The 16,621-nt window shown below is 62.0% G+C and carries 16 protein-coding genes; 6 read left to right on the forward strand and 10 right to left on the reverse strand.

Annotation, left to right across the window (positions count from 1 at the left end; all coding sequences use genetic code 11):
* Positions 1 to 18: 18 nt before the first annotated feature.
* From BLS26_RS10785 to BLS26_RS35645, 3 genes are read right to left on the reverse strand one after another with little or no spacing between them, the layout of a single operon-like run.
* Entirely contained in the window at positions 19 to 747 is a 729-nt protein-coding gene (locus BLS26_RS10785; RefSeq protein WP_092510868.1) for a sulfite exporter TauE/SafE family protein, read from the reverse strand.
* A 47-nt stretch (positions 748 to 794) separates the two neighbouring features.
* Entirely contained in the window at positions 795 to 983 is a 189-nt protein-coding gene (locus BLS26_RS10790) for a hypothetical protein (RefSeq protein WP_157676401.1), read from the reverse strand.
* Positions 970 to 1,305, reverse strand: coding sequence for a hypothetical protein (locus BLS26_RS35645; RefSeq protein WP_157676402.1), 336 nt, complete (start codon positions 1,303 to 1,305; stop codon positions 970 to 972). Before BLS26_RS35645 ends, BLS26_RS10790 begins: the two co-directional genes overlap by 14 nt.
* A 181-nt stretch (positions 1,306 to 1,486) precedes the next feature.
* Here BLS26_RS35645 and BLS26_RS10795 point away from each other — a divergent pair, with 181 nt between their 5' ends.
* Entirely contained in the window at positions 1,487 to 4,540 is a 3,054-nt protein-coding gene (locus BLS26_RS10795) for an AAA family ATPase (RefSeq protein WP_092510872.1), read from the forward strand.
* Positions 4,541 to 4,760: 220 nt separating this feature from the next.
* On the forward strand, positions 4,761 to 6,260 hold the full coding sequence (locus tag BLS26_RS10800; RefSeq protein ID WP_092510874.1) for an ATP-binding protein: 1,500 nt from the start codon (positions 4,761 to 4,763) through the stop codon (positions 6,258 to 6,260).
* 10 nt (positions 6,261 to 6,270) lie between these two features.
* Here the strand turns inward: BLS26_RS10800 and BLS26_RS10805 are convergent, their stop codons facing one another.
* Both BLS26_RS10805 and BLS26_RS10810 read right to left on the reverse strand, forming a co-directional pair.
* Positions 6,271 to 6,711 carry a VOC family protein gene (locus tag BLS26_RS10805; RefSeq protein ID WP_092510876.1) on the reverse strand — a complete coding sequence of 147 codons (441 nt, stop codon included), beginning with the start codon at positions 6,709 to 6,711 and terminating at the stop codon, positions 6,271 to 6,273.
* A 15-nt stretch (positions 6,712 to 6,726) separates the two neighbouring features.
* Positions 6,727 to 7,290, reverse strand: a complete 564-nt coding sequence (locus BLS26_RS10810; protein ID WP_092510878.1) for a TetR/AcrR family transcriptional regulator — start codon at positions 7,288 to 7,290, stop codon at positions 6,727 to 6,729.
* A gap of 92 nt (positions 7,291 to 7,382) precedes the next feature.
* Here BLS26_RS10810 and BLS26_RS10815 point away from each other — a divergent pair, with 92 nt between their 5' ends.
* From BLS26_RS10815 to BLS26_RS10825, 3 genes are all read left to right on the forward strand, one after another.
* Positions 7,383 to 8,381, forward strand: a complete 999-nt coding sequence (locus BLS26_RS10815) for a pyridoxamine 5'-phosphate oxidase family protein (protein ID WP_092510880.1) — start codon at positions 7,383 to 7,385, stop codon at positions 8,379 to 8,381.
* An 86-nt stretch (positions 8,382 to 8,467) separates the two neighbouring features.
* Positions 8,468 to 9,442: an MBL fold metallo-hydrolase gene (locus tag BLS26_RS10820; RefSeq protein WP_092510882.1), complete on the forward strand. Its 975-nt coding sequence runs from the start codon at positions 8,468 to 8,470 to the stop codon at positions 9,440 to 9,442.
* Positions 9,443 to 9,525: 83 nt separating this feature from the next.
* Positions 9,526 to 10,107, forward strand: a complete 582-nt coding sequence (locus BLS26_RS10825) for a DUF2939 domain-containing protein (protein WP_092510884.1) — start codon at positions 9,526 to 9,528, stop codon at positions 10,105 to 10,107.
* A gap of 198 nt (positions 10,108 to 10,305) precedes the next feature.
* Here BLS26_RS10825 and BLS26_RS10830 read toward each other — a convergent pair whose 3' ends face one another.
* A complete protein-coding gene (locus tag BLS26_RS10830) occupies positions 10,306 to 11,382 on the reverse strand; it encodes an L-dopachrome tautomerase-related protein (RefSeq protein ID WP_197681332.1) in 1,077 nt (358 codons plus the stop codon).
* Between the two features lie 272 nt (positions 11,383 to 11,654).
* Here BLS26_RS10830 and BLS26_RS10835 point away from each other — a divergent pair, with 272 nt between their 5' ends.
* Positions 11,655 to 12,038, forward strand: a complete 384-nt coding sequence (locus BLS26_RS10835; protein WP_092510888.1) for a helix-turn-helix domain-containing protein — start codon at positions 11,655 to 11,657, stop codon at positions 12,036 to 12,038.
* Positions 12,039 to 12,128: 90 nt separating this feature from the next.
* Here the strand turns inward: BLS26_RS10835 and BLS26_RS10840 are convergent, their stop codons facing one another.
* From BLS26_RS10840 to BLS26_RS10855, 4 genes are read right to left on the reverse strand one after another with little or no spacing between them, the layout of a single operon-like run.
* Positions 12,129 to 13,091, reverse strand: a complete 963-nt coding sequence (locus BLS26_RS10840; protein ID WP_092510890.1) for a carbohydrate kinase — start codon at positions 13,089 to 13,091, stop codon at positions 12,129 to 12,131.
* A gap of 4 nt (positions 13,092 to 13,095) precedes the next feature.
* Positions 13,096 to 14,760, reverse strand: coding sequence for an FGGY-family carbohydrate kinase (locus tag BLS26_RS10845; RefSeq protein WP_092510892.1), 1,665 nt, complete (start codon positions 14,758 to 14,760; stop codon positions 13,096 to 13,098).
* Positions 14,761 to 14,788: 28 nt separating this feature from the next.
* A complete protein-coding gene (locus tag BLS26_RS10850) occupies positions 14,789 to 15,562 on the reverse strand; it encodes an SDR family NAD(P)-dependent oxidoreductase (protein WP_092510894.1) in 774 nt (257 codons plus the stop codon).
* 51 nt (positions 15,563 to 15,613) lie between these two features.
* Positions 15,614 to 16,618 carry an ABC transporter ATP-binding protein gene (locus BLS26_RS10855; RefSeq protein WP_092510895.1) on the reverse strand — a complete coding sequence of 335 codons (1,005 nt, stop codon included), beginning with the start codon at positions 16,616 to 16,618 and terminating at the stop codon, positions 15,614 to 15,616.
* Positions 16,619 to 16,621: the final 3 nt, after the last annotated feature.

Here is a 16,621-nt window from a genome sequence, read left to right on the forward strand (position 1 = left end):
GTCGCGCGTCTGGCGCAATTACAAGGCCAGCAGCAATCCTGAAAACAGCAACATGACGAGGATGATCCGCCGGAACGACGCTTCATTGACACTGCGGAAAGCGAAAATCCCCAGCGCCGCGCCGGCAAGCAGTGCCGGAATACTGGCGGCGAACTCGACCAGAACCTTCGAAGACAAATCATTATGCAACAGCATCAGCACGAGCGCGAAAATCTGCATGGCAGCAATGAAAGGCTGAACCAGCCCGCGCTGCTCCGTTTTTGGCACGCCGTGGATGTCACACCATATGGTCGGTATTGCACCCGGCATTGCCGTCAACCCGCCGACAAAGCCGCCGCCGAAGCCGATTAATACATTGCGCCCCACATTCATCTGCAGGCGACGAGAAAGCACCGGCCGGAATAACGTGTAGGCTGCATAACAGGCGATGGCGAGACCAAAGCTCTCTCTGAAGATCCGCGCGTCTGCAGCTTGCAGCAACCAGACGGCGATCGGAACGCCAAGCAATCCGCCGACGACCAATACCGAGCTCTGCTTCCAGCGGATACTGTTTCTCAATGCCCAGAGATTCGTGGCTTGCACGGCGATGCTGCAGGCCATCATCAGCGGAACCGCCTCCAGTGGTGGGAGAACGTGAAGGAGAATTGCGCCGGCCACCGCCGAAAAGGCAAAGCCCGCGAGGCCCGAGACAAAGGCGCCGCAAAACACGGCGAAACTGAGCAGGCAAAACGACGCAATGTCGCCCATGAGCGAACCCTCCGGGAGGATGAGATCCTCGAATAACGGCTTGGCGATTAGTCCGCAGACGACAGTCCGGGCGGCTCGGGCGCTGCCCCGGCGTCGCTCCGACGGGCGGAGGTCAATAGGGCGGCCGCAAGGATGTGCAGAATGACAAAGCAGATGGCGATCGCTACCAGCAGCCTGTTCTTGCCCGGTGCCGAAACCTGAAGCTTGCGTTCGGACGGTTCTTCACTGAGCGACATTGTCACGTCCTCCACCATCTGTCCGTGAGTCAAACTGGTGCCACCCGTTGTCGATCAGGTGACGGTACTGTCGAAGGGTGCGCTCTGCCTGCAGCCGTCGTGAATGGTGCAGCGCTTGAAAGAGGCGCCCAAACGAACCTTGCTTTCGAGAAGAACTCCCGGAGGCGGCCAACGAATTCGCTGAAAACGACGCATCACTTCCGGTTGAAGCTCTGCCGTCAGACAACGGCACGAAGGATGCCGCGATCGACTGAAACATCTTGTGAAACAACAACCCATAGAACAGGCGCGTGAGACGCCATGTCGTTTCTTCCATGCGCATGACACGAACACCTTATGTGAGTGACGGGATGCAGCCGGAAGTATCGAACGGAACGCCGGGCCGCGCTTTAAGGCGGGCTTAACGTGTCCTTATCGTTTCCTTGATTTTTGAAGGCCGTCCTTGATTTCGGGCCCCCGGGCCGGTTGAATATCCACCTCGCTGCTCCTGCGAAGGGATTGTTTTGCTGTACTTATTTGACGATTTCGTCCTCGACACCGATCAGCGGGAACTGCGCCGTGACGGATCCCCGATCCCGTTGCAACCACAGGTTTTCGACCTCCTCGCGTATCTGATCCGCCACCGGGCCCGGGTGGTGACCAAGGACGATCTGATCGGTGCGATTTGGGGCGGTCGTATCGTCTCGGAGTCGGCGCTCACCACCCGCATCAACGCAGCCCGCACGGGAATAGGCGATTCCGGCGAGGCGCAGCGATTAATCAAGACCTTGCCGCGCAAGGGCGTGCGCTTTATCGGCACGGTGCGCGAAGCAGCCAGGGAGGTCGAGAGCGCGGTCGCGCCTGCGAAGGTCGAAACCTCCAGCCTGGTGGTCGGCCGGACAGCCCCCTTCGAGACGATCGACCGGATGATGCGGCACGCATTGTCCGGTCAGCGGCAAATGGCCTTTGTTACGGGAGAAGCCGGGATCGGCAAGACGGCCTTCATCGCCAAGGCGATCGAGCGATTGACGGAACAGGGCTTCGACCTGCTCTATGGGCGCTGCACCGAACGGTTTGGAACGGACGAGGTCTTCCTGCCGCTGATCGATGCGCTGGTGAACCGTTATCGGGCAAACGGCCCCGAGCTGATTTCGGCCGTTCGCGCCCACGCCCCCACCTGGATATTGCAATTGCCGGGTGCCATCGACGCATCGGAACGCGCGGCTTTCCAGGATGAAGTGTTCGGCGCGACGCGCGAGCGGATGCTGCGGGAGTTCTGTGATCTTCTGGAAGCGCTGAGCGCCGGCCGTCCGTGGGTCCTCGTTCTCGAAGATCTGCATTGGAGCGACTTCGCAACGCTTGACGTGGTGTCTCGCTTCGCGCACGCGAACGGCAAGGCGCGCGTGCTGGCCCTTTGCTCCTATCGCCCGGCCGACAGCGCCGCGGACGGGCATCCGATCCGTCGCCTGCATCGCGATCTCGAGATTCATGGATGTTGCAGCGAATTGCGCCTCGATCGGTTGTCGCATCCGGAGGTCGAGCGCTATCTCGCATTGCGCTTCGAAGACGCGGAATTGGCCTCGAGCCTGTCAAAGCCGGTATTCGAGCGGACGCTGGGCAACCCTCTGTTCGTTGCCTCGCTGCTCAAACACCTCATCGACCAGGAGTCGATCGTCGAAACGGAGGGCCAATGGCGCCTGTCTTCGCAGGCGGCATTTGTTCGCGATCGCATTCCGGACAGCCTCCTGAACATGATCGGCCACGAGCTCGACCGCCTCACCGACAGCGAACGACGTCTGCTCGATGTCGCCAGCGTTGCCGGCGAGGATTTTTCCGCGGCTCTCGTTGCAGCCGGCCTGTCCGATGATGCGATCGACGTTGAAAGGGACATCGAAGCGTTGGTCCGGAAGGATCATATCCTCGTTCGTTCGGGGGTTTCCGAGTGGCCCGATGGAACATATTCGGGCTCCTACGCTTTCCGTCACATTCTCTATCAGAATATCATCTACCAGAATCTGCCGCCGGGGCACCGCGCGCAAACGCACAAGCGCCTGGGCAAGAGGCTGGAAGAGGCCCATGCCGGCCGCACCTCTGAAATTGCGCCCGCGCTCGCACTTCACTTCGAGCAGGGTCGCGAATTTCCGAGCGCGTTGCGCTACCTCCGGGAAGCGGCAGAGAGCTCGACCAAGCGCCTCGGCCATGCGGAGGCCGCAAGCTATCTCACCCGCGCGCTCGGCATACTCGATCGTTTCGATGCTGCCGGCGAATTCTCGGCCCGCATCGCTCTGCTGCGGAAGCGGAGCTGGGCTCTTCGCTCGTTCGGCGACCTGGTCGGCTCCATCCGCGATTTGCGAGACATGATTGCCTGCGCCGAACAGGCGGGCGAGATCAAGCAACAGCTCAACGGCCTCACGGCGGTGAGTAGTCTGTGCCTGCGCGTGGATCGCCACGCCTGCCTGGAGGCCGCTGAAGACGTACTGTCGCGAAGCCAGGGGCTTGCTGACGACACGTTCAAGGCTCTGGTCCAGGGCAGCAGCGCGAGCGTTAACCTGTTCCTCAACGGCTGGCGCAAACAGGACGCCACGCTCTGCGACAGGGCGATCGAGCTGAGTGCGAGTGCCACGAACTATGGCATCCTGATCAGACGCAATGGAATATCCGGCATCGTCGATTGCTGGAGGTCGCGGTACCAGGAGTGCCGCCGCGCCGGCACGGAAGGAAAGCGATTGGCGCGCCTGGCTGGCGACGTCTACACCTTTGTCCTGTTCAACGTTCTCGAATCGATCGCGCTCATTCATCTGGGCGAATGGCGCGAACTGCGACGCGAAATCGCGGCCGGCCTCGAACTGGCCGTCAGGAACGCGAACGGCCCCAGCAGCGCATTGTGCCGGCTGACGCTTGCGTGGTTGCACGTCGAAGCGATGGATTTTGACGGCGCCCGGGAGCTCTGCGAAAGCGTCGACGATAGTCTGCTGGTCGGCGATCAGTCGACGTATTTCCACAAGCGGGCCGTCCTTGCGAAGGCCTATGTCGGCCTCAACGATCCGTCGGGAGCTCGCCGGCAATTTGACGATATTGAGCGCCGCAGGCATGAAGAAGGCATCGACATCGAATTTACCGCCGCGACACAGGTGTATCATTGCCTCGGCGAATATTACTTGCAGGTCGGCGACCTTACGCAGGCTCGGAACTGTGCCCGCCAGCTCCACGACTATGTGGCATCGGCGCCGGATCTCAATCACCTGGCCCAGGCCCACGGACTGCTCGCGCGGACGGCGCTCGGCCTGGGTGATTCAGCGGACGCTCGGTCGCACCTGTCCCGCGCGCTGGAGATCGTCGACAATGCCGACTTCCCGATCGCTTCCTGGCGGGTGTACCGCACGGCCGCCGAGATCTTCGCGAAGTATGGAGACGTCGACAGGGCAGCGACGTATCGCTCGCGATTTGTCGAGACCGTCCGACGGCTGGCGCAAAATTTCGAACCCGAGGATCGCCTGCACCAGAGCTTGCTCGCCGTGTCGGCAACGCGAACGGCGCAACTGGAAGCGATGACCGCGCTGCCTTCGCGGCCCACCTAGCCGACGGGGCTTGCCGTACGCGTTTGTCAACTACCGGCGAACGCGCAGGCGTATCCCCGCTCCCGGACCTCTCACCGGCTCCCGCATTCCGAATCGCGTGTGTCCGAGGCCCCGCCTTCGACCGGCCGTGGAGAACCCTTGACGCTCGCGCATTCGGCGCTCGACGGGCTCCAGCCGGGTTGTTAAGCACCCGCCTCTGCAGGTGGATTTGAGTCGAGGCATGACCGTTGCGATCGAGATGGGGCAGACGACCGCAGGGGCGCCCGCAACGCTGGACCTTGAGGAACTGCTGGCCACGCGCCTGCTGGTTCAGGGCAATTCAGGGTCCGGCAAATCCCATCTGCTGCGCCGGCTGCTGGAACAAAGCGCCCCCTGGGTGCAGCAGACCATCATCGATCCCGAAGGCGACTTCGTCGCCCTCGCCGATCGTTTCGGCCATCTGCTGATCGATGCCCAGGACCATACCGAACAGGGCCTGCAGGTGGCCGGCGAGCGGGCGCGGATCCATCGCGTCTCCGCGGTGCTCAATCTCGAGGGGCTCGACGCCGAGAATCAGATGCGGCGGGCCGCCGCCTTTCTCGACGGGCTGTTCGAGGTCGCCCGCGACCATTGGTATCCGATGCTGGTGGTCGTGGACGAAGCGCAGCTGTTTGCGCCGGCGATCGCCGGCGAAGTGACCGACGAGGCGCGAAAACTCTCGCTCGGCGCCATGACCAACCTGATGTGCCGTGGGCGCAAACGCGGGCTCGCGGGTATCATCGCCACCCAGCGATTGGCGAAGCTCGCCAAGAACGTCGCGGCCGAAGCGTCCAATTTCCTGATGGGCCGAACCTTCCTCGATATCGACATGGCCCGCGCTGCCGACCTTCTGGGCATGGAGCGGCGACAGGCGGAGACGTTCCGCGACCTTGAGCGCGGACAGTTCATGGCGCTGGGACCGGCCCTCTCCCGCCGGCCGCTGGGGCTGCGCATCGGGCCGACGGAGACGACCCCGCGCAACGCCATCCCGCGTCTGATGCCAATGCCGGAAGCCACACCGGACGCGCACGCGATTGTTCTCGCAGCACCGCCGCCTGAAATTAATCGGCCCCGGCGCAGCAGATCGGCGCCGGATTTGCTCGGACAGCTGATGGCGGCGAAAAGCGCGGCGCCGGAGGTTCGTCCCGAGGCGGAGCCGTCGCTCACTGCCGAGCAACTGGCGAAGCGGCGGGAGCAACTGGACCACATTCTGCAAGCCGTCACAGGCGAACCCAATGCGGCGTTCCAGGCCATTGGGGTGTTGTATCAGGAGTTCGTGGTGCGCTGCCGGATCGAAGGTCTGGGTACCGCGGTGCCGGACCTGAGCGACTTTCGCCGCAGGCTGATGCGGGCGCGCGCCGGCCTCGGCTCCGATGCGACCGAGGATGATGACGGATGGCAAGACGTGTCGGCCCGCGCCTCGCTTCTGCCGGAGGATATGCAGGGCGTCTTCATGATGATCGCCCGCGCCGCCAAGGAAGGATGGCCCTGCCCCGGCGACGCCGCGATCGCCCGCGCCTACGGCTCGCATTCGTTACGCCGTGCGCGGCGTCTGCTGACCTATATCGAGGAGCAGGGTTTCATCGTTTGCCAGATCGACGGCGCCGGCCGCCGGACCGTGACGCTGGTTGAACTGGCATGGGCGACGGCGCCCGGCGATCCCAACGCCGAGGAAGCGGGAAACGCGCTGGCGGCGGAGTGATGCGGCGGGCTCACCGCGCCTTGCGCGCCTCCTCAAGGCGAGGATCGAACACAAACTCGATCCGTACTCCGCTCGGCTCCCGCACGATGAAATGGATCTTGGGGCCGGCCCCGGACGGTTCCGGACCGAACTCGACGACGACGCCAGGCCAACCCGACACCCGTTCGTAGAGGGTATCGAGGCCGATTTGATCGACGACGGCGAGAGCCAAATGATGCAATCCGACGTTGGCGCGCCGATCGAACGGAATCGCTTTGCCAGGAGATTCGACCTGCCACAGCGTCACGACGTCGTGTCCATCGGATACGAACACCGCCGGATAATCCGCCCGCTCGCCAACGACCCGCCATCTAAGGCAATCACAAAAGAATTTTCTCGTGCCCGAGAGATCCCGAACGCTCAACCCAACGTGGTCGACACCACACGTGCCGGTTTTGAGTTCATCTGTCATGAGCCCTCCAATATGCTACCGGGCTGGAAGCGACTTGAGCAGCGACTTGGCTGCCTCCGTGGCCCGATTGATGGCGTTCCGGTCGCGATAAACCCTCGAAACGACGAAGCCGCCCTGCACGACGGTTATGAGCAACAGCGCAAGCTCGTCGGCGTCGAGGCGTTTTGCAATTGCGCCGTCGGCCTGAGCTTCGCGCAGAGCGTCTGCAAGGATCCTCTGCAGTTCGCGGAAATAGCGTTCGACCGGCTTCCTCAACGAAGCTTCGGCGATCGACGATTCGCAGGCAAATCTGCCCATCCTGCAACCCTTGAGGCCGTCGCGAGCAACGTCGAGATAGCGGAAGACACGATCCAGGGCTGAACCGTCCGTTCCCACGGTCTCGCGCGCGAGCTCGCACATTTCATCAGACACCTCACCGAGAGCCACGGACGCCAGGTCCATTTTTCCCTTGAAGTGGTGATAGAGACTGCCTTGCCCCGCCCCGCTTTCTTCCAGCAAGTCGCGCGGACTGGTGCCCTCGTAGCCACGCTCCCACATCAATTTCTTGGCCGCCTTAACCAGATCGCCCTTCGCCTTCATGACACCCTCATGGTCGCATCGAATCAACCGAACGTGATTGTATTTTGTACCTACTAGTATGTACAGACAACCGTCACTAACGGGTATCAGCCATGTTTCTCGAGGCGTGCGTCCATGATCGCGGCACTATCATGACCGGGTCCCCCTTTCACGCCGGCGAGCGAACAATTCAAAGTCTCGCTGGCGTGCGTGAACGGATCGAGCGCAGGGGGCGCGCGGTTATTCGAAACTATATGCCGGAGCAGCACAGGACGTTCTTCGCAGCGCTGCCGTTCGTGGTCGTGGGGCTGGCCGACCAGAACGGCCACCCCTGGGCCACGACCCTGTCCGGTCCCCCAGGGTTCATGAATTCGGCGGAACAGGATCTTCTTGCTGTCAAAGCGTGGCTCGATCCGGGTGATCCCGTGCATTCGTGCATTCGGGACGGCGCTCCAGTCGGCGGGCTCGGAATTGAACTTTCAACGCGTCGCCGAAACCGGATCAACGGTCGCATCGAAAATTGCGTCGTCGGTGAAGGCTTCTCGATCAGGGTTCAGCAGAGCTTTGGAAACTGCCCGAAATACATTCAGGCACGCAACGAGCGGCCACCGATCCGCTCCAGGCCCGCGCCTGAATCCCGAATGGCTTCCCATCTCGGCGATAGCGAAGTCTACTTTGTGACCGGAGCAGACACGTTCTTTATTGCGTCCCGGTCAGCGCAGCTCGACCGGGAGGACTCCTCGCAGGGTCTCGACGTCTCCCACCGTGGCGGGTGTCCCGGTTTCGTGCAGGTGATTTCGCCAAACGAACTCTGCTTTCCGGATTATAGCGGCAACCTGCTCTTCAACACCCTCGGTAACCTGGAAGCGGACGCGCGCGCCGGACTTCTGTTCATCGACTTCCAGAGCGGCCGGATGCTGTACATCATCGGCAGGGCCAGGATCTGCTGGGACGTGTCGGAGACGACGCGGTCCGCTGGAGCCGAAAGGCTCATCTTTCTCGACATCCAGTGTGTCGTGAACCGCGAACACGCATTTCCGCTTTCATTCGACTTTGTCAGCTACTCGCCGCACCTGGGGGCGGAGGGCCAGGATTCCAAAATTCCCCAATAGGACGTTTTGCGGACGCCTCACACGAGGCGCCGGCTTCGACCGGCGGACCGCAAGGTCCGTCCTCGCAAACAAGCAAGGAGATAGCGATGTTAAATCTGACCCGCCGTAACGCTCTGTTGACGGCAGCATGTGCTGGAGCAGCGTTCGGTCTGCCCAAACCCGTCTCTTTCATCGAAGCAGCACTCGCCCAGAAGGGACCGGAGGCCGGCAAGGGCTTCCGTCCGTTCGAGTTCGGTAAGGTCCAGGGGTTCATCCTGAACGATGGCGTTTGGGAGAAGCCTCACGACCCCGGCTTTATCAAGAACGCGTCCGTTGAGGACACCAAGGCCGCACTGGCTGCCGCGGGGATCGCGAATGAAGTCGTGCCTATTCCGTTCAACGTCACGCTGGTCAAGTTCGGCAACGAAACGGTTTTGTTCGACGCCGGCACGGGCGGCCAGTTTCAGCCTACGGCCGGAGCGATGATCGCCAATATGGCGGCAGCCGGAGTCAAGCCGGAACAGATCACGAGAGTGATCGTTTCGCATTTCCATCCGGATCATGTTTTTGGGCTTATGAGCAAGGCTCCAGACAACACGCCGACATTCCCGAACGCCGTGGTTTACGTGCCGAGCAACGAGTTCAAGTTCTGGATGGACGAGAGCATCTTCACCAAGCTCCCTGAAAAGCAGCATGGCCTGCCCAAACGGCTTCAGGCGATGTTCCCGCTCCTGAAAGACAAATTGAAACAGTATGAGTGGGACACCGAAGTTATTCCGGGCATCCGCTCCATTGCGGCACCGGGCCATACACCGGGCCACACCGCATTCCATGTCGCGTCAGGCAACGAGCAGCTGATGGTTCTGAGCGACACGACGAACATGCCTGCCCTGTTCGCGAAGCACCCCGACTGGCACGGCGTGATCGATGCCGACCCGGTGCTTGCCGAAGCGACGCGTCGCAAACTGTTCGACCGCGTCGTGGCCGACAAGGCGCTCGTCACCGGCTACCACTTCCCGTTCCCGGCCGTCGGCAAGATCGTGACGGACGGCGCCGGTTACACTTTCGTGCCAGCGGCATAGCACGACGTACACCGAAACGGCCGTCGTCATCGGTGGCCGTTTTCGACGCAATCTCCCGGATTCACCAACAAAGGGCTCATCAAATGCGCTGGTTTTTGACATCTATCGTCGCTGTGGTCGTTGCGACCGGAGTTTATGCCGGGTCTGCCATTGTCTCTCTAAACGGTTTGGTCGGGGCGGCGAAAGCAGGCAACGGCGCGGAGATCTTGGCGCGAACCGACGTGCCTCGGCTGAAACGTTCTCTGGTCGACCAGATTGTGGCTGCATACCTGATCAGGACCTGTCAGAACCGCCCAATCAAGCCAATTGAACGGTTGCTGGCAAACACCTACGGGGCAACGATTGCGGATGCGCTGGTTGCGAAAATGCTCACCGCCGAAAATCTCACGAACATTCTGCAAAACGGATCGCTCGGCGCCGATGGCGACAGTCAGATGATTGCGCTCGCCGGCATCGATACGTCGAAGGTGCTGGAATCGCTTGGTCGGTTGTCCCTGGTAAAGCCGGTCGAGCTGTCAATCCGGCTGGGCGATGAAGAAGGTGCCGGGGCTATCAGTCTTCATTTCGAAGGAAACGGCTGGAAACTTTCAGGCCTTAATCTTCCAACCAGAGCCGTCGAACAACTCGCCATGGGTCTACAGGAAGCCAGGCCTGGGAAGGGATAGACCGATCCCAGGCAGCGGCGCCCGGGCGGACGGAATACGGACGCCATCGCGAACGCGAGCGACACGGTCTTCGCGTCGAAAGTCTGTTCGGCAACGCCGCGACTTCGCGCAAAGACTGCACTCGCCGGGAAACCTGGTGAAATCAACCAAGCTGACCGAAATCCCGCGCTGTTGCCGGGATCGCCTGTTGGGTTGGCGTCAACGTGAAATGTAGCCTGACGCGATGGGCTTGAATCGATAGATCAGATAGGGAGTTTTGTTTTCCGCCTTGCCCCCGTGGAACAAGGCCGCGGCAGATACCTGGGACGCGGAAACGTACATGTATCCGTCGGGTGATGCCGTGATCCCGTCGGGCCACACCATGTCGGGATCACTGAGGTAGGTGCGGTACTTTCGGTCCGCCCCGATGACGCCGATGGACTTTGTCTCGACGGCGGTCAGATAGATATTGCCCGCATAGTCGATCGACAGGCCACCGTTGTTCGGCTTGTCCGAGTAGCGTTCTATTCTGCCGCTGAGTTCCTCGGGATTCAGTTTCTCATTGCTCAGATCGGCGGCCTTGATGCGGTACAGCGACCGGCCGCTCAGAGGCGCGAAGTAGACCCATTCGGACCTGACGTCCATCGTGATGCCGTCGCAGCCAACCTTGATGATCGAAGGCTTGCCATCCTTGTCCGGCACGGTCAGATCGCTGCCGTCGACGGTGATCGGCATATTTTCGGGAATGGTCGATCGATCACCGTCCAGTACGCGCCGAGCCAGGCCGCTATCCATGTCAATGACGATGATGGCGGCATGAGACCCGTCGCCGCCGGGTCCGATATTTTCGTCGGCAATGTAGAACTTCCGGTTCTTCTGATCGATGACGATATCCTGCGGTTGAGATCCTTTCACCGTGATCGGCTCCGGCATGTAGTAGATGCGTTCCAGCTTGTTGGTGCGGGTATTCCAGCCGACGAGCTTCGGCGTGATCTGGGTCCGGAAGCCCATGTCGATGATCCAGACGACGCCGCTTTCGTCGGACCGAAGACCCAGCACGTTATCGAGGTACTGATCAGTCCCCTTTCGCGGCGTATTCCATTCGGCGTTTGGAAACGGCTCGAACGTCGTCGGCGACGTCAGCCGCGCTACGCGCACGTCAGGGCTGTAAAATGGATGATGGCTGAAGATCAGCTGGTTGTCTGGCGTAAAGGCAATATTGCCGACGGACTGGGGCAACCTGGCGAATACCTCCGCCTTGCCGCCTCCGCTCTCCGCGTGCGCCGCCGTCGCCACGATTGCTGCGGCCGTCAAGGCGACCAATCGAATCCCTCTTCTCACGCTTTTCACGTTGCTCGCTCCTTGTGTTCCGGGTCCCCATGCGCGCTCCGCCGGTCTTCGCCGGCTATGGCACGCCGTCATGATTGCAAGGGTCTCCCTGGACGGCACAGCTACCGCAATTTTGGCGCTCGCCGTTCCACATTGATCTTTGCGCGCATCACGTTGCGCGCTAATTTGGGCGCTGACAATTACGCACAGAACTGTCCTCTAGTATCACGGAGTGAACTATGAAGAAGCTCGGCGGCAAGACCTATGATTGTGCGGCTGGGTGCCCGGTGGAGGCGACGCTCGACCTGATCGACGGCAAGTGGAAGGCCGTGATTCTTTATCATCTTCTCAACGACACCATCCGATTTAACGAACTCAGACGGCGCCTGTCCCGCATCACCCAACGCATGCTCACGCGACAACTGCGCGAGCTCGAGGCGAACGGTCTTATTCACCGCGAGATTTACCCGGAAGTTCCGCTACGCGTTGAGTATTCCCTGACGACGCTCGGGCGGTCGCTTGAACCGGTTGTCCGCATGCTCTGGACGTGGGGCAACCAATATCTCGCGGGGCGAAAGCCACACGCTGTTTCCCCAGCGGAGCGGCTTCCCCGGCTCAATTAGTCGAGCATTGACCCCAATCCGATTTCAATCGGACTTTTCAGAAGCATCCGTTGCCCGTTCCAGGCGACCGCGCTTCCATTGCCTCGCGTTTCAACCGGGCGCATCCGGCAAAAGACGCGACAATTCCGCGCCCATATCGGATCGTCGCGGTGGATCAGCGCCGGGCCGCCCACATGTGAAGGCCGCGCATGCCGATGCAAACGACATCGCGCGACCAAGTTCGGCCGAATTCATCTGCCGCAGAACCGTTGTTCCGATCCGCCCGATCGTGCGCAAAGCAAACAACAGTGCGGCTTGAAAACTGTCCCCGGCGCCGATCGTATCCACGACATCGACCACCGGCGCCTGGACCTCGACGGCTCCTGCCGCTCGATGCCATGCCTGCGCACCCTTGATTCCGCGGGTGATCACGACAAGGCCTGCCTCTGCCGCGATAAGCGACCTGGCCTTTCCCGCATAGTCGCTATCGCCGTACAGAAATTCAAAATCGACATCCGACATCCGCACGATATCGGCGGCAGCGGCAAACGCGTCCATCTGATCGACGTAGCGGGCCTTGTGCCTGACCAGATTGGGCCGGCAGTTCGGATCAAAGGAGATGGTGACCGATCCGCCGGCGTCCTTGACCATGGCAAGCGCGTTGGTTGCGCCCTGGTCGTTGACAAGCGTCGTCGATCCGACATGGATGGCTTCGATCTCGCTGAATGGAATTGAGCCCGGCCGATAGATCCAGTTTCTGGATGCCGTCGCCTCGTCATAGAAGGCATATTGCGGCTCGCCTGCGACGGTTCGGACGAACGCGAGCGTGGTCTGGTGATCGCTGCGAACAGCATATCGAAGATCGACCTGCGAGGCGGCCGCGTGGTCGGCAATGATGCGGCCGAAAAGATCGGTCGATATGCCGCCGACAAACCCTGCCGGTGCGCCGAGGCGCGCCATGCCGACGGCAATATTGAGACAGGACCCGCCGGCCACGGCTACGGCCGCGTCGCGGCCGTCCACCGCCTTGACGGGCAGGAAATCAACCAGGGCATCTCCGCAACTCAGCAGCATGGCTCTAGCTTTTCGTATCAGCGCCGGCCATCGATGCGCTCGCTTGCATCGCCTCGCGGCTGTCCCGGTCCAGCTTTCGCATCAGCCCGTGAACCCTTCGCTTCGCACGGTGAAAATCCGCCATTCCGGGCGCCGTCGATTCGGTGACCCGGCCGATCGCCGACATCGCGGCCATCGCCTCGCCGATCGATCCGCAAGACTGCGCCGCGACGGCACCCAACATGGCGGCTCCGAGCAGGACAGGTTCCGGCGTTTCCGGAACCGCAACGGTGAGACCCGTGGTATCCGCCATGATCTGCCGAACCAGCGGACTTCGTCCGGCGCCGCCGCTGATCACCATCAAGTCGCTATCCACGCCATGCGATCGAAACGCTTCGACGACATCCGCAAGACCATAGGCGAGCCCGCACAGTCCGGCCACGAACAGCCGCGCCATCGAGCCGAGGTCGGCGTCAAGATCCATCCCGGCGACGACCGCACGCGAGTCGGGATCGGCAAAGGGCGACCGATTTCCCAGAAACTCGGGCATGACATGAACGTCTCGGGCCAACAATGCCGCTTCGCCCAGGCTTCCCGAACGCGAGACGATGCGCCGCTCGAGAAATTCCAGGATTTCGCTGCCGTCGGCCTGCGCCGTCGCGCGGGCCTCGTCGTAGGCAGGATGCGACCTGATGAGGTGATCAATGGCCGCGCCGGCGGCAGATTGGCCGCCCTCGTTGAGCCAGAAGCCTGGAATCATCCCCGAATAATACGGACCCCACACGCCCGGGACGAAGCAAGGCGCCGACGTCGTCGCCATGATGCAGGCCGAAGTTCCCATGATGTAGGCAAGGCGGCGGCGCACATCGACCTCCTCACCCGACTTGCCGCGCCCGCCGATCGTACCCACGCCTCCGGCGTGCGCGTCGATCAGCGACGCGCCGACCGGCGTCCCCTCGAGCAGGCCGAGATCGCGCACGGCGGATGCCGTCAGGCCGGCACCGAGCGGCGTTCCCGGCGCGACGATCTCAGTGCCGATTTTCGCGGCATTTTCCGCGACAAGATCGCCGAGGCCGATGCGCTTGAAATAGCTCTCGCTCCAGCGCTGCTCGTGCGCCAGATAATTCCATTTGCAAGCGAGCGTGCATATCGAACGTGCTGTCGACCCTGTGGCTCGAAACGAAAGGTAGTCGGCGAGGTCGAAGAAATGACCCGCCGACCGATAGCTCGACGGCAAATGGCGCTTCAGCCAAAGCAGTTTGGGGATCTCCATTTCCGGAGAGATCGAGCCGCCGACATAGCGGAGAACGTCGTCCCGTGTCTCGTTGACCTCGCGGGCCTCGGCAATCGCGCGATGATCCATCCAAACGATGACATTCCGCCGGTTATCGCCGGACGCGCTGACCGTCAGCGGATTGGCGCCGGCATCGAGCACCACCAGTGAACAGGTCGCATCGAATCCGAGCCCCTTGACCGCGGAAGCCGGAACCGCCGCCTCCGCCATCGCGGCGCGAACCGAAGCCGCGCACGCGGCCCAGATCTCCGACGACGATTGCTCGACAACGCTGCCCGCCTCATGCCAGACCGTGATCGGGCGGCGGGCGGTCGCCAGCAGGCTTCCTGTCTCGTCGAATATTCCGGCCCGCGCACTCGACGTTCCGACGTCGACGCCGATGAAAGCCTGCCTCATTGCAACCCCGCCTTGGATCAGCGCAAGCTCACCAGCACGTATAACCTCCATCGACGAGAACGATGCTCCCGGTCATCAGGCTCGCGGCGTCAGACGCCAGAAACAGCACGACCGATGCGATCTCGTCGACCTCCCCCATTCGGGCCATCGGCGTGCCGCCGATCCAGGCATCATACATCCGCGGGTTGCTTTTGACGAATGCGTTGAGGGGTGTCGCAATATAAGTGGGCGCTACCGCGTTGACCCGCACGCCACGGGCGCCCCACTCGGCTGCGAGCGACTTGGTGAGATGGTGCACCGCGGCCTTGGAGGCGTTGTAGTAGCACTGCTCCTGCGGCTTGTTGACGATGAAGCCGGACATCGAGCCGATGTTGACGATGGAACCGGACTTTGCGCCGAGCATGTGCTTGCCAAAGGCGCGGCAGCACCAGAACGTTCCATTCAGATTGACGTCGAGGACGCTCAGCCAATGTTCGTCGTCAACCTGCTCGGCCGGCGTCTCGCTTCGCGCAATGCCGGCATTGTTGACCAGGATATCGATCGCGCCGTAGCGGGAGGCCAGTTCGTCGGCGACCTCGGCAACGCGGCCGGAATCCGTGACGTCCATGATAACGATCTCGGCATCCAGACCTTTCGCCTTCAGGCTTGCGCGACCGCTGTCGGCAAGCTTCGGGTCGCGATCCGCGATCACGACCTTCGCTCCGGCTTCTGCCAGCGCCTCCGCACAGGCCAATCCGATTCCCTGCCCGGCGCCGGTCACCAGCGCGGTCTTTCGATCCAGCTTGAATTTCTCCAGATACATCTTCTCGATTTTCCTGTTTGCTTGCGAGCGATGGCGCGACGCGCCTTCCGCTCACCTCTTGATGGTCTCGCCATCCTTGTCGAAGCGATGCAGGCGCGCCGGATCGGGAGAAAGCCAGACACGGTCGCCGGCTTTCAGGCTGAATTCACCGATGCAGCGGGCCGTCAGCACCCCGAGTTTCCCGGCGTCGACATAGAGGAAGGTGTCGCTGCCCAGATGCTCGGCGACCGTAACGGTCCCGGGCCAGCCCTCCCCGCTATTGCCGATCCTCAAATGCTCGGGCCTGACGCCGAGCGTGGCGACGCCGGGTTCGCCCGCCGCCTCGCCAGGCACAAAGTTCATCTTTGGCGATCCGATGAAGCCGGCGACAAACAGGTTGGCCGGCCGCTCGTACAGTTCCAGCGGCGAGCCGTACTGCTCGATGTTACCGGCGTTGAGCACGACGATCTTGTCGGCCATCGTCATGGCCTCGACCTGGTCATGGGTGACGTAGATGGCGGTGGTTCCAAGCTGCTTCTGCAGTTTTGTTACCTCCATGCGCATCTGGACACGGAGTGCGGCGTCGAGATTCGACAGCGGCTCGTCGAACAGAAACGCCTTCGGCTCGCGCACGATGGCGCGTCCGATCGCAACGCGCTGACGCTGACCGCCGGAGAGGTCGCGCGGCTTGCGCTCCAGATAGGGCGTGAGATTCAGCGTGGCGGCCGCGGCCTCCACCTTGCGGTCGATCTCCGGGCGCGGCAGCCCCGCCATCTTCAGCCCGAACGCGATGTTGCCGCGCACGCTCATATGCGGATAGAGCGCATAGGACTGGAACACCATCGACAGGCCACGCTTGGCCGGCGGCACATCGACCACATTCTTGCCGTCGATCAGGATCTGGCCGCCGGTGACGTCCTCAAGGCCTGCGATCAGGCGCAGCAACGTCGTCTTGCCGCAGCCGGACGGGCCGACGAAAACCACGAAGGAGCCGTTCTCGATATCCAGGTTCGCATCCCTGATGATGTTGACCGGCCCGAACGACTTGCGGACTCCCTGGAGCGTGATCTGGCCCATGAT

This window comes from Afipia sp. GAS231, from assembly GCF_900103365.1.
In the GTDB taxonomy this organism is placed as follows: domain Bacteria; phylum Pseudomonadota; class Alphaproteobacteria; order Rhizobiales; family Xanthobacteraceae; genus Bradyrhizobium.